The organism is Thauera sp. JM12B12, assembly GCF_039614725.1.
Taxonomy (GTDB): Bacteria; Pseudomonadota; Gammaproteobacteria; order Burkholderiales; family Rhodocyclaceae; genus Thauera.
Window position 1 is genome coordinate 3243962 of record NZ_CP154859.1, and the last position, 13731, is coordinate 3257692.

Consider the following 13731-nt stretch of genomic DNA (forward strand, 5'->3'; position numbering starts at 1 on the left):
CCAAGGAGCCAGACATGATCAAACGCCAGACCATCGCCGCCATCCTCACCACCACCGCAATGGCCTACTCGATCGCCACCCCGGCACAGGCAGCCCGCCTGCTCGACGCCCCCCGCCTCAATGTCGCCACCGGCTGCAGCAGCGACAAACCGGCCACCACCACGCCGGACGAGCGCAAGGACAAGCCTGCCCAGACCTGAGCGGCGCAACGCCCCGACGAGCTTGACGGATGCGGTCATGAGGCGGAGACTCCGGCCTCATGACTGTATATAAAAACAGCTCAACACCCAACCCACCCGAGGCCGCCGTAAAGGTGGCATTTCTCGCGCGCGGACGCGGCACTGCAAGCCGACCGGACGGCCGCTATCTCGCCCATCGACGCGAAACCTTCGACGACGGCTGGAACGACGCGGGAGATGAGGATGGGCCGCGGCCGGAGACGCAGCTCCTCGTCGATCGCGCGCGCAGCGTGATCAGCTACAACGCCTCGCCCGACGTCCCCTTCGACCGCTCGATCAACCCCTATCGCGGCTGCGAGCATGGCTGCATCTACTGCTTCGCCCGTCCCAGCCACGCCTGGCTGGACCTCTCGCCGGGGCTGGATTTCGAGACCCGCCTGTTCTGGAAACCGGACGCGCCGACGGTCCTGCGCACCGAGCTCGCGGCGGCGTCCTATCGCTGCGCGCCGATCGCGCTCGGCATGAATACCGACGCCTGGCAGCCCGTCGAGCGCCACACCCGCCTCACCCGCCAGATCCTCGAGGTCCTGCTCGAGAGCAGGCATCCCGTGAGCGTGATCACCAAGTCGGCGCTGATCGAGCGCGACATCGACCTGCTCGCCGCGCTCGCGCGCGACGGCCTGGTCGAGGTCACGGTCTCCATCACCACCCTTGATGATGCGCTGGCGCGCCGCCTCGAGCCGCGCGCGGCACGCCCGGCACGGCGGCTGCAAACCCTGCGCCGCCTGCACGAAGCCGGCATACCGGTCGGTGTGCTGTGCGCACCTCTGATCCCGGCGCTAAACGATCACGAACTCGAGGCCGTCGTCGAGGCCGCACACGCGGCCGGCGCGCGCAGCGCAGCTTACGTGGTGCTACGCCTGCCGATGGAGGTGAGGCCACTCTTCGAGGACTGGCTGGCGACGCATGCCCCCGACAGAGCGGCCCATGTGATGAGCCGCATCGCCCAAGTGCGAGGCGGGCGCGCCAACGACGCGCGTTTCGGCCACCGCATGCGCGGCGAGGGCGTGTTCGCCGAGCTCTACAGCCAGCGCCTGCGCCGCTTGCAGGCCAGGCTGGGCATGGGCCGCATGCGCCCCAGCCTCAATACCACGCGCTTCCGCCCTCCGGCTGCGGCCGGGCCGCAGCTCGCGCTGTTCTGAACGACGTGGCGCCGCATCGCCTTCCGGCAGGCGCGGAGGCTGCGGCGGGCCCACCCCTCAGGCCGTGCCGCCGACGGTCAGTCCGTCGATACGCAGGGTCGGCTGGCCGACCCCCACCGGCACGCTCTGGCCGTCCTTGCCGCAGGTTCCGACGCCAGGATCGAGACGCATGTCGTTGCCGATCATCTTCACCTTGGTGAGCGCATCCGGGCCGTTGCCGATGAGGGTCGCGCCCTTGACCGGGCGGGTGACCTTGCCATCCTCGATCAGGTAGGCCTCGGCGGTGGAGAAGACGAATTTGCCCGAGGTGATGTCCACCTGGCCGCCGCCGAAGTTCACCGCGTAGAGGCCCTTCTTCACCGACCTGATGATCTCCTCCGGGTCCTTGTCGCCGTTGAGCATGTACGTGTTGGTCATGCGCGGCAGCGGCAGATGGGCGAAGGACTCGCGGCGGCCGTTGCCGGTCAGCGGCATGCCCATCAGGCGCGCGTTCATCATGTCCTGCATGTAGCCGGTGAGGATGCCGTCCTCGATCAGCACCGTGCGCTCGGTCGGGTTGCCCTCGTCGTCGATGGACAGCGAGCCGCGGCGGTCGGGCAGCGTGCCGTCGTCCACGACGGTGACGCCCCGGGCCGCCACCTGCTGGCCCATGCGCCCGGAAAACGCGGAGCTACCCTTGCGGTTGAAATCGCCCTCGAGGCCGTGGCCGATCGCCTCGTGCAGCAGGATGCCCGGCCAGCCCGGCCCGAGCACCACCGGCATGGTGCCCGCCGGTGCAGGGTCGGCACCGAGATTGACGCGCGCCTGGTGCACCGCGGCGCGCGCGTAGTCGTGCAGGCGATCGTCGCAGAACCAGCCGTAGTCGTAGCGTCCGCCGCCGCCGGCGCTGCCCTGCTCGCGGCGGCCGTCCTCCTCCATGATCACGGTGATCGACACCCGCACCAGCGGACGCACGTCGGCCGCCATATGGCCGTCGCTGCGCGCCACCATCACCACCTCCCAGGAGCCGGCGATGTGGGCCATGACCTGGGTCACGCGCGCATCCTCCGCACGCGCGAAGCTCTCGAGGCGCTCGAGCAGCTTCACCTTGGCGGTATCGTCGAGCGAATCGAGCGGATCGTCCGCACGATACAGTCGCGTCCTCAGCTTGTGCGGACGGATGGCGACGCGGCGGCGCTCACCGGCGGCAGCGATCGCGCGCGTGGCGGTGGCGGCGCCGACGAGGGCGTCGAGCGAGATATCGTCGGAGTAGGCGAAGGCGGTCTTCTCTCCACTGATCGCGCGCACGCCCACACCCTGCTCGATGTCGAAGCTGCCCGACTTGACGATGCCTTCCTCCAGACTCCAGGCCTCGGAGCGCTGGTACTGGAAGTAGAGGTCGGCGAAGTCGATGTCGTGACGCATCAGCTTGCGGAAGGTCTTCTCGAGTTCCGCCTCGCCCAGGCCGTAGGGCGACAGCAGGTAACGGTCGGCGACCTTGATCGGGTTCTGGCTCTTGCTCATCAGGATTCCTTGGAACACGTGCCGGTTCGACCGGCAACGGACAAAAACGATCGGCGCCGCGTGACGCAGCACGCGAGGCGATGCCCGGCCGGGCGCGTCGCCATCAGCGCAGGCAGCGGTGGCGAAGCGCGGGCAGGCTCTCGCGCACCGCCGCGATGCGGGCCGGATCCACGTCGGCAACGACGACGCCCCAGCCTTCCTCGCGGCAGGACAGGATCTCGCCCCAGGGGTCGATGATCATGCTGTGCCCCCAGGTCACCCGTCCGCTGGGGTGGCGCCCGCCCTGAGCCGGCGCCATCACGTAGCACTGGTTCTCGATCGCGCGCGCGCGCAGAAGGACTTCCCAGTGCGCGCGCCCGGTGGTGTAGGTGAACGCGGCCGGCAGCACGATCAGGTCCACGACCCCCATGGCGCGGAAAAGCTCCGGAAAGCGCAGGTCGTAGCACACCGAAAGCCCGACTCGCCCTGCCGGCGAATCGAAGCACGTGACGGCGTGTCCGGGCTCGATGGTCGCCGACTCGTCGTAACGCTCCTCGCCGCGCTGGAAGCCGAACAGGTGGATCTTGTCGTAGCGCGCGACGCGTCGCCCCTGGTCGTCATAGACCAGCGTGGTGTTGCGCACCTTGTCGTCGGCCTCGGCGACGAGCGGGACGGTGCCGCCGATCAGCCACACGCCATGGCGCCGCGCCACCGCAGCGAGGAAATCCTGCAGCGGCCCGCCGCCATCACCCTCACGGATGCGCACCTTGGCGGTCTCGTCGGGGCCGATGAGCACGAAGTACTCGGGCAGCGCGACCAGCTTCGCGCCGGCTGCGGCGGCCTCGGCGATGAGCTCGGCGACACGGTCGAGATTGTCCTGCACCTCGGGGCCGGAGACGGTCTGGATGGCGGCGATGCGCACGGGCGCGGTCGATGGGGTGTGGTCTGTCATCGTACTGGTGGGTGCCGGGATCCGCCTTCCGGCAAGGAGCGAGTTCCGTTGGTTGATGGGTCGGGCCGGCGACCTGCCGCGATGCAGGCGATCACCGCGTCCTCCGCGATGCGCGTGACGGCGCCGCCCCTCACTGCGCAGCAGGCACCGGCAGCTGTGCGCGCTTGGCGACCTGCGGATCCGACCAAGCGCCGGTGACCGCGTACTCGAAGGCGAACAGTTTCTCGATCGGGTCGCTCAGCATCTTCTGCGCCAGGTAGGTGACCACCCCGACCGCGGGGTTCAGCAGGCCCGCCGCGGCACCAATGGCGACCGACTCCGACAGCGTGGGTTGCACCAGCACGCGCAGGTCCTGGGTCTCGGCAACGACATTGGCCGTGCCGCTCATCCTCACACGGGCCGACGGGCCCCGAATCTCAAGATCCTCGGTACGCATCACGCCGTCAGCGACTTCGATGCTACCGGAAATACGATCGAAGGCGAATCCTTCCGAAAACACGTCGCGAAAGTCGAGCGTGATGCGCCGCGGCAAGGCCTGCAGGCTGAGGATGCCGAGCAGGCGCCCAACCCCCGGCTCGAGCTTGTTGAACTGGCCCGCGCCCGCCTCGAGCGTCATGTTTCCGCTGAGCGATGGATAGTCGATGCGGGTGGGCGCGCCCTGCCAGTCAAGGCGGCCGGACAGGCTGGCCTGCCCACCACGCACCACGTCGGGATAGCCGAGGCGGCGAGACAGGCCGCCGACGTCCGGCGTGTCGAGGCGGAAATCGAGCCGGGTGCGCTGGCGTCCGGCCGCCTGCCACTGACCGCTGCCGGCGAGCCGGCCGTCCGTATTGTCGAGCCCGAAGCGCTCCAGCTGCCACAGCCCCCCGCGGTTGCGCGCGAACAGCTCGAGCCGGCCGAGGGCGATGCCGCGCAGACGAAAGTCTTCGGCGACGACGTCGAGCGCGGGCAGCCGCCGCGGGGGGGCCTCGTCCACCTCGCCGGCGGCGCCGTCCCCTGCCGCGGGCGCGCGCTCCGCGCCCCCTCCCTCGCGCACCTCGGAGCCATCCTGGCCGACGTGCAGATGCCGGAAGCGGGCAAGCAGCGCGCCGTTGCCGGCGTGCCGCCAGTCGAATTCGCCGTCGGCGATGTCGCTCTCGAGGCGCGCCTTCCAGCCGCCGGCGTCGGCGGTGGCGCGCAGGTCGACCGCCTTCAGGGTGTGGCCAAGGGCGCGCAGCTCGTCTGCCGCGAGCGCGAGGTCGGCCAGTCCCCAGGCAGCGGAAGCAGGGCCACCGCCGGCCGACGTCTCGGCTTCGTCCTCGAGCGCGCCCTCGAGCACGTCACGCCAGGCGTCCACGTCGAGCTGGTCGAGCACCGCCGCCACCCGCACCCCCTGCTCCGCGGCCGGCGGCGGATCCGCCGTTGCGCGCCCGAGCGCGAGCCCGCCGCGCAACGTGGCCGGCTCGGTGCGCGAGCGCAGCAGCGCAGCACGCAGCACATCGCCCAGCTCGAGCGCGATCTCGTCGCGCTCGCGCCCTGCGGGATGATCGAACATGAATCGCAGCGGCCACGGCGTGCCCGCGGACTTGTTGAGCGGCGCCGGCAGACTCGACGCAAGCCCGACGAGATCGGACGCCACCTCGACACGGGTGCCGCCGCGGCCGACGACGACCGCCGCGGTCCATTCGGTGTCCCCGGCCAGGCCGTCGAGCAGGGGTTGGTCATAGTGCGCACGCACCGACGCCGCGGCCGCACGGCCGCGGGCCTCGAAGCGCACCCCACCATCGCCGCCGGTGCGCGCGACCACCTGCACGGGGTGGCCGAAGATCTGCGCGCGCGCCTCCGGAATGGCGAGCGAGTCGGCAGTGAATCGCACGCTGCCGGCCGCGCGCTCGAGCGCCGGCAGTCCCGCCAGCAACTCGATCCGATTGGCGCTGAAGCGGAAGTCGCCCTCGACCCGGGTGTCGACCACCTTGCGCAGCGGCATCTCGAGCTCGAGCGCGAGTTCGCCGCGACCCTCGGCACGGATGCCCTCGGTGAAGCCGCCAATCCGCTCCGACACCGGACTGGCGGCGATGAAGCGCAGGAACTCAGCGGTCGGGCCAAGCGCGCGTCCGGTGATGGTCATGACCTCGCCCGCCGGCGCGTCGAGGTCGGGCACGTCCGCCACCACCCCGGTCAGGTCCACACCGAGGATGCGTCCGCGCTCGGCGCTGATGCGCATCCCGGGGCCCTCGAAGCGCACCTCGCCGTGAATGCGGTCGATTCCCGGCCAGCCGGGCGCATAGTCGAGCACCGCATCCTCGACCCGAATGGTGACCAGAAAGCGCCCCTCGCCATTGCGGAACGGGAAGTCGTCGAGCCTGCCCTGCAGGCGCAGGCGCGCCTCCGGCACGCCCGCGGCGCGGATGGACTGCTGCACCCAGTCGCGTGTATGCGCATTGACCACGCGGGGCAGATAACGCCACACCGCGGTGGCCTCGGCGCGGCTCAGGCGCGCCTGCATGTCGATCTCGCCGGCGCCCCCGGCACTCGGCCAGTAGCGTCCGGACGCACTGCCGGCGGCATCGGCGTTCTCGAACGCCGCCTCGTCGAGCGCGATCTCCAGGCGGCCGTCGCGCCGCTTCCAGCCGCCCGCCGCGCGCAGACGCTCGAAATCGAGCCGGCCGGGATCGAACACCATCGGCAGGTCGAGGTGCATGGCCGCGCCCGCGAGACGGAAGCGTCCGCCCTCGCTGTCGCCCTCGATTTCGCCGGACAGCCCGCCCAGGCCGGGAAAGCCTTCGCGCGCCTGCACGCCGACGCCGTCGAAGCGGGTCGCCAGCGACCAGCGGCGCGGCGCGTCGGGCGTGCCCTGCCAGTCGAGACGCAGATCCTCCACACGACCTGCGGGCTCGAAGCGGGCCAGGCGCGCACGCACGCCCTCGCCAAGCGGAAAGTGCGCGGCGAGTGCGGCGAGCGCCGCGAAGTCGAGCCGGTTCGCGCGCACCGAACCGCCAGCGAGCGCGCCATCGGCCGTGCGCTCGAGGCCGAGTTCGAAATCCGTGGGCCGGAGCGTCGCGCCGCCGGCCGACGCCAGCGTCAGCCCGGCGCTGGAGAAACGGGTCATGCGCGGTGCGTGTTGCACCGCAAGGCGGCCGTCGACGCGATCGAGCGCGAGCTCGGGCAGATCCTCTCCGAGCCGCGTCCTCAGTCCGTCGAGCGCCACGTCCGCGGTCAGGGCGAAGCCCCCCTCGCCATCGGCATCGAGCCAGGCACGCACGCTGCCGCGGCCGGCAAGCGGCACGGGGTAGTCGACCCACGCCTGCCAGGCCCCCAGATCGGCACGCTCGAGGGTGACGTACGCGCGGCCAGCGGAGGTCGCCGGGCGGGCGCGATCGGCGTGCTGCACTTCGCCACGCACGACCAGGGCCGAGGCGAGCGCCGGCGGCGGCAGCGCGTCGATCGCGAAGCGCACGCGACCGCCGCGCTGGTCGAGGCGGAAGGCCACCTGCTCGAGCACGAGCGCAGGGGCCGCGCGCGCATCGTCCTGCCACACGACGCGGGCGCCGTGGATGAGGATCTGACGCTGGGCGAGCAGCCACGCCAAGCCCCCGTCCCCCTCGCCGCCGCCAGCGGGCAGGGCGATGCCCGCCACATGGAGCACGCCCCCGGGAGCGCGGCGAAGCATGAGCTCGGGAGCGTGGAGATCGAGGCGGTCGAAATGCGCTGCGCCCCGGAGGAGCGAGGACCACGCCAGGGTCGCGTCCACCGCCTCCAGCGTCAGCGCCTCGCGGCCCTCGCCGTCGGCGATGCGCAGGCCCTCGATGCGCAGCCGCGGCCGCCATCCCGCCCAGCCACCCTCGATGCGCGCGATCGAGACCGGCAGCCCGAGTTGCTCGCCGAGCAGCGCCGCGACCGGCGCGCGGAATTCGCCCATCGCCGGCATCAGCACGTGGCGCAGCACGAGCACGCAGCCGGCGGCGACGAACCATGCCAGCACGAGCGCGCGCAGCGCCCAGGCGCGGGCGCTGCGCGCTGCACCGGACGACCTGCGGCCAGCGGCCGGCGGCGAGGGGTCTCCGTTGGGGAAGGGGGACGCGGGCGTGCTCAGTGACGTTGCTCGGAGACGATGCGTTGACGCGGGGATGTACACATGCCGGGTGCCTGCCGGGACGGATAAAATGCACGCTGACCGCCCGCTTGCTGTGGAATACCGGCTCGGCCGTCATTCTACCAACGATCCGCGCCCGCACTGGAGCCACGCCATGTCCTCGCCCACCGCAGCCCTGCCCCAGTCCGTGCAGTCGGCACGCCGCCTGTCGCGCTATCTGTCCCGCATGCTCGACAGCCAGCCGTGGCTGGGCAGTGCCCTGGCCGCGAGTGTCGAGCAGGCGATCGGCGAAGCGGACATGCAGCGCTTCATCGCCGCACGCGAGGCGGCTCATGGCGGCGGAGAGGCCGCGCTGCGACCGGCGCTGCGCCAGCTGCGCATGTGGGTGCTGTGCCACCTGATCGTGCGCGACCTCACGCTCGAGGCTCCGCTCGCCGAGGTCACCGAGACCATGACGGTGCTCGCCGAGGTCGCGCTTCGTCATGCCCACGAGGTGCTGCGCGCCGCCCTCGTCGAGCGTTACGGCCAGCCGCTGTCGCCCACCGGCTGGGAACAGGAACTGCTGGTGGTCGGGATGGGCAAGCTCGGCGGGCGCGAGCTCAACGTATCGTCCGACATCGACCTGATCTTCATCTACCCCGAGGATGGCGATACCGGCGGCAAAAAGGTCATCAGCAACTTCGAGTTCTTCGAGCGCCTCGGCAAGCAGCTCATCCAGGCCCTCAACGAGGTCACCGAGCATGGCCAGGTGTTCCGTGTCGACATGCGCCTGCGCCCGAACGGCGACTCGGGCCCGCTGGTGTGCTGCTTCGACATGCTGGAGAACTACTTCGTGACCCAGGGCCGCGAATGGGAGCGCTACGCCTGGATCAAGGGCCGCGTGCTGCTCGGCGAGCGCTGGCAGGAGCTGCGCAACATCGCCCGCCCCTTCGTGTTCCGCAAGTACCTCGACTTCGGCGCGATCAACGCCATGCGCGAGCTGCATGCGCAGATCCGCCGCGAGGTCGCGCGCCGCGACCGCGCCAACAACGTCAAGCTCGGCCCGGGCGGCATCCGCGAGATCGAGTTCATCGCCCAGGTCTTCCAGCTCATCCGCGGCGGTCGCGACATCCCGCTGCAGGTGCGCCCGACGCTGAAGGTGCTTTCGCTGCTGTCCGAGCGCGGCATCCTCTCCGAGCAGGCGGTCGAGGAGCTCGCCGCCGCCTACGACTTCCTGCGCCGGCTCGAGCACCGCCTGCAGTACCTCGACGACGCACAGACCCACGACCTGCCCGGCCGGGAAACCGACCAGGCGCTGATCGCGGAGGCGATGGGCTTCGCCAGCTACGACGCCCTGCTGGAGAGGCTCGACGCCCACCGCAAGGTGGTGAGCCGACACTTCGACGCGGTGTTCGGCGACCCCTCGGAGGAGGACCACAGCCTCGACGCCACATGGACCACCGCCGAGGACACCGAGTCCACCACCGCGGCGCTCGGCGAGCTCGGCTACCGCCGCCCGCAGGCCGGTGCCGAGCGCCTTGCCGCGATCCACGCCAGCCCGCGCTACCGCCAGCTCCCGAACAACATCAAGAGCCGCTTCGACGCGCTGATGCCGCGCCTGATCGAAGCCGCGGTGGCCACGCCCGAGGCCGACGAGACGCTCGCCCGCATGCTCGACCTGATCGAGGCGATCGGCCGCCGCGGTGCCTACCTCGCCCTGCTCCAGCAGTACCCGCAGGCGCTGCGCCGGGTGGCGGACCTGATGAGCGCCTCGCGCTGGGGCGCGGCCTTCCTCACCCGCCACCCCATCCTGCTCGACGAGATGCTCGACGCACGCAACCTCGACAGCGCGCCGGACTGGCCCGCCTTCCGCATCGGCCTCGCCGCCGAGCTCGAGGCCCTCGAGCCGGACATGGAACGCCAGATGGACGTCATGCGCGAGCGCCACCACGCCCAGGTCTTCCGCCTGCTCACCCAGGACATCGCCGGCCTGCTCACGGTGGAAAAGCTCGCCGACCACCTCTCCGAGCTCGCCGACATCATGCTCGACCTCACCCTCCCGCTGTGCTGGCGGAGGATCAAGATCCGCCATCGCGACGACCCGCGCTTCGCGGTCATCAGCTACGGCAAGCTCGGCGGCAAGGAGCTCGGCTACGCCTCCGACCTCGACATCGTCTTCCTCTATGACGACGACGCGCTCGAGGCCCCGGAGGCATACAACCGCCTCGCCCAGCGCACCAACACCTGGCTCTCGAGCCAGACCGCCGCCGGCCAGCTTTTCGAGACCGACCTGCGTCTGCGACCGAACGGCGAATCGGGCCTGCTCGTGAGCGCGCTGGAGGCGTTCCGCGAATACCAGCTCAAGTCGGCCTGGGTCTGGGAGCACCAGGCGCTCACCCGCGCCCGCTTCTCAGCGGGCGACCGCGCGATCGGACAGGCCTTCGAGCGCATCCGCTGCGAGGTGCTGAGCATGAAGCGCGATCTCGACACGCTGCGCGCCGAGGTGCTGGCAATGCGGCACAAGATGCGCGACGCCCACGGCAACAAGGGGGAGCTGTTCGACCTCAAGCATGACGCCGGCGGACTGATCGACGTCGAGTTCCTGATCCAGTATCTCGTGCTCGGCCACAGCCACGACCATCCGCGGCTCACGGGCAACCTCGGCAACATCGCCTTGCTGCGCATCGCCGGCGAGCTCGGCCTGATCCCTGGCGAGCTCGCTGCAGCCTGCGCCGACAGCTACCGCGAGCTGCGCCGGCTGCAGCACCGCCAGCGCCTCAACGAGCGGCCGTCGCGGGTAGACCCGGACGAGGCCGAAGCCGCGCGCGCGCCGGTACGCGCGCTGTGGCGCCAGGTGTTCGGGGAGTGAGCCGCCACCACCGCGGCTCGCGGCTGAAATATTTCACGCCGCAAAAGCGCGCATGACGCCCAGCGGGCCGCCGACTAGAATTCAGCAGCCTCCTGTCCGGGCGCCCGTTTCGGGGCGACATGCATGAACCACGAAATCGAACTCAAGCTCGCCCTGCCGCGGCGGACGCTCGCCGCGCTGCGCCGCCATCCGCTGGTGGCGGCTGCCGAGAAATGCGGCAACGCCGTAACCCTCGACAACACCTACTACGACACCCCCAGGCTGCAGCTGAAGGCGCGCAAGGTGGCGGTGCGCACACGCCGCCAGGGCCGCCAGATGCTGCAGACGGTGAAGTGCGCGGCGGTGTCCAGCGGCGGCCTGTCGCAGCGGCCGGAATGGGAGACGCCGTGGACCGGCGGCTTCGACTTCAGCGCCGTCGACGACCCCGCGACCGCACGCCTGCTCGAGCGCCATCGCGACGAACTGGTGCCGGTGTTCACCACCCGTTTCCGTCGCGAGACGCGGCGCATCGTTACGCACGAGGGCGCGTCCATCCTCCTGATGATCGACACCGGCGCCGTGCATGTGCGCACGGCCGAGGGCATCGAGCGCGAGACGGAGATCTGCGAACTCGAGCTCGAGCTCGAGCGCGGGCGCGCCCAGGACCTGCTCGACCTGGCCTGCACGCTCGCACGGGACCTGCCGTTGATGCCGGCCGATGTCTCCAAGGCGGAGCGTGGCTATCGCCTCTTCCTCGACACCCCGCTCGCCCCGGTGCGCGCCGAAGCCTCCGCGATCGAACCCGGGCAGAACGTGATCGCGGCCTTCCGCGGCCTGGCGCTGGCCTGCGTACGCCAGTGGCAGGGCAATGCCGCTGCCGCGCTCGCCCATGGCGACCCGCACGGCATCCACCCTGACTTCATCCACCAGCTGCGCGTCTCGCAGCGTCGGCTGCGCGCGCTGCTCAAGCTGTTCGCGCCGGCCTTGCCGGAACGCTTCGCCGGCGAGTGGAACACGACGCTGCGCGAAAACGCCAACCGCTTCGGCGCCGCGCGCGACCTCGACGTCTTTCACACCGAACTGCTCGCGCCGGTGCGGCCCGAAGGCCTCGCCGACGGCGCGGCGATGGCGGCGCTGCTCGATGCCGTGCAGCAGGCACGCACCGCAGCGCGCAACTTCGCGGGAGACCAGCTCGACATGGCGACCCAGGGCCGGCTGCTGCTCGACTTCACCGCCGCGCTCCACCGCCTGCAGGTCAGCAGTCTCGCGGAAGCGGCCGACCTGCGCTCATTCGCCCGCCTGCGCCTGAGCCGTCTGCGCAGACGGGCACGCCGCAGCGCCGAGGCGGCGGCCAATCTCGAACCCAGCCGCCTGCACGCGCTGCGCATCGCCTTCAAGCAGTTGCGCTACGGCGTCGAGTTCTTCGCGCCGCTGTTTCCCGAACGCGCCACCGCGCGCTACCTCGAACGCGTGGTGCAGGCGCAGACCGCGCTCGGCTTCCTGCAGGACGTCGACATCGCCCATCAGCGCCTGAGCGAGTGGTCGCGCGCCAACCCCGCGCTCGCGCCTGCCGCGGCCTTCGTGCTCGGCTGGCACGCGCCGCGCTACGCCCGCCTGCGCCGCCGTGTGCTCGCCGAATGCGCGCCGCTGCTCCGCGGCCGCAAGCCGTGGTGAGCGGAATGGATGCGGCCGCGCTGTTGCCGGCGTCATCATGATGAAACACCCATCGCCGATGATGCCCGCCCCCGAACCCAGGATGAAGGACATGGACCTGCTGCTGTGGCGTCATGCCGAAGCGGTGGACGGCACTCCCGACCACACCCGAGAACTCACCCCGCGCGGACTCAAGCAGGCACGCCGCATGGCGCGCTGGCTCGACACCAACCGGCCGAAGCAGCTGAGGGTGCTGGTGAGCCCGACCATGCGCACCCGCCAGACGGCGGCAGCGTTCGCGGACGACTTCGAGATCGTCAGCAGCCTCGGGCCCGACGGCAACGTGCCCGACATCCTCGCCGCCACCGGCTGGCCCGATGCCAGCGGCGCCGCCCTGGTGGTAGGCCACCAGCCCGCGCTGGGCCGCTTGTGCGCGCTGCTGCTGGCGGGCGCCGAGGCCGACTGGACGATCAAGAAGGGCGCGCTTTGGTGGTTTACCAACCGCGTGCGCGAAGGCGAGACACAGACCGTCTTGCGCGCGGTGATCCCGAGCGATTTCGCCTGATCCGCGCCGGACGCGCAGGCAGCCCGGCGCGCCTGCGCGCGAGCACGGCCGGCTGGCGTCCGAGCAGTGAATTCATCACGGCGGTCGTGGTCTGAACCCCGGAGAATCATGCTCTTGCGGCGTTGTTGCGACACGCGCCAGACGCCGGCGATGCGCCTGCTTGTGCTTTGTCGCGCATTGCGTAAGATGCCGTCTTCGCCCCGGACCGGACCATGCTCGAACGCTTCTTGCCCACCCGCGACGCCATCACGCAGAGCCGCATGCTGCGCTGGCTCGGGCCGCGTATCCATGATCCCCTGCTGTGGCATGTAAACCGGCGTTCAGTCGCGCGCGGCATCGCGATGGGCGTGTTCTTCGGCCTCATGATCCCGATCGCGCAGATCCCCGCGGCGGCGATCGCCTCCCTGCTCTTGCGCGGCAACCTCTGGATCGCCGCGGTCTCCACGCTGGTGAGCAATCCCCTCACCTACGGCCCCCTGTACTACTTCGCCTACCGCCTCGGGGCAGGCGTCATCGGCAAGCACACGCCTGCCGATCTCACCCCCGCCGACGTCGAGCAGCCGATGCGCATGCTGGACTCCTTCGGCCAGGCATGGGCCTGGCTCACCGGCATTGGCCAGCCCCTGCTGCTGGGCATGCTGATGATGGCGGTAACCGGCTCGATCATCGCCTACTGGGGTGCCCAGCTGTTCTGGCGGCTGCGCGTCAGCGCGAAGTGGCGGCGACTGCGGCGCGAGCGCCGGCTGCGCGCCGCCGAGGCGCGGCAGCGGGCTATTGGAAGCGCCTGAAGCCGGGCGTA

9 protein-coding genes are annotated in these 13731 nt (G+C 70.9%); 6 read left to right on the top strand and 3 right to left on the bottom strand.

Annotated elements, in window-relative coordinates:
- The first annotated feature begins 14 nt into the window (after window positions 1-14).
- Window positions 15-200: a hypothetical protein gene (locus AAG895_RS14725; protein WP_345792748.1), complete on the top strand. Its 186-nt coding sequence runs from the start codon at window positions 15-17 to the stop codon at window positions 198-200.
- Window positions 201-259: 59 nt separating this feature from the next.
- Window positions 260-1381, top strand: a complete 1122-nt coding sequence (locus AAG895_RS14730) for a PA0069 family radical SAM protein (RefSeq protein WP_345792749.1) — start codon at window positions 260-262, stop codon at window positions 1379-1381.
- A gap of 57 nt (window positions 1382-1438) precedes the next feature.
- Here AAG895_RS14730 and tldD read toward each other — a convergent pair whose 3' ends face one another.
- The 3 genes from tldD to AAG895_RS14745 form a co-directional block, all read right to left on the bottom strand.
- Window positions 1439-2884, bottom strand: a complete 1446-nt coding sequence (gene tldD / locus AAG895_RS14735) for a metalloprotease TldD (protein ID WP_345792750.1) — start codon at window positions 2882-2884, stop codon at window positions 1439-1441.
- 103 nt (window positions 2885-2987) lie between these two features.
- Window positions 2988-3815, bottom strand: coding sequence for a carbon-nitrogen hydrolase family protein (locus tag AAG895_RS14740; protein ID WP_345792751.1), 828 nt, complete (start codon window positions 3813-3815; stop codon window positions 2988-2990).
- Window positions 3816-3945: 130 nt separating this feature from the next.
- A complete protein-coding gene (locus tag AAG895_RS14745; protein WP_345792752.1) occupies window positions 3946-7776 on the bottom strand; it encodes a YhdP family protein in 3831 nt (1276 codons plus the stop codon).
- A 265-nt stretch (window positions 7777-8041) separates the two neighbouring features.
- Here AAG895_RS14745 and glnE point away from each other — a divergent pair, with 265 nt between their 5' ends.
- The 4 genes from glnE (at window position 8042) to AAG895_RS14765 (ending at window position 13720) form a co-directional block, all read left to right on the top strand.
- A complete protein-coding gene (gene glnE / locus AAG895_RS14750; protein WP_345792753.1) occupies window positions 8042-10735 on the top strand; it encodes a bifunctional [glutamate--ammonia ligase]-adenylyl-L-tyrosine phosphorylase/[glutamate--ammonia-ligase] adenylyltransferase in 2694 nt (897 codons plus the stop codon).
- A 123-nt stretch (window positions 10736-10858) separates the two neighbouring features.
- The gene (locus AAG895_RS14755) at window positions 10859-12388 is read left to right on the top strand and encodes a CHAD domain-containing protein (protein ID WP_345792754.1); all 1530 of its coding nucleotides are present in this window, start codon (window positions 10859-10861) and stop codon (window positions 12386-12388) included.
- A gap of 91 nt (window positions 12389-12479) precedes the next feature.
- Window positions 12480-12932, top strand: a complete 453-nt coding sequence (locus AAG895_RS14760; protein ID WP_345795302.1) for a histidine phosphatase family protein — start codon at window positions 12480-12482, stop codon at window positions 12930-12932.
- Window positions 12933-13144: 212 nt separating this feature from the next.
- Window positions 13145-13720, top strand: coding sequence for a DUF2062 domain-containing protein (locus AAG895_RS14765; protein WP_345792755.1), 576 nt, complete (start codon window positions 13145-13147; stop codon window positions 13718-13720).
- Window positions 13721-13731 lie beyond the last annotated feature (11 nt).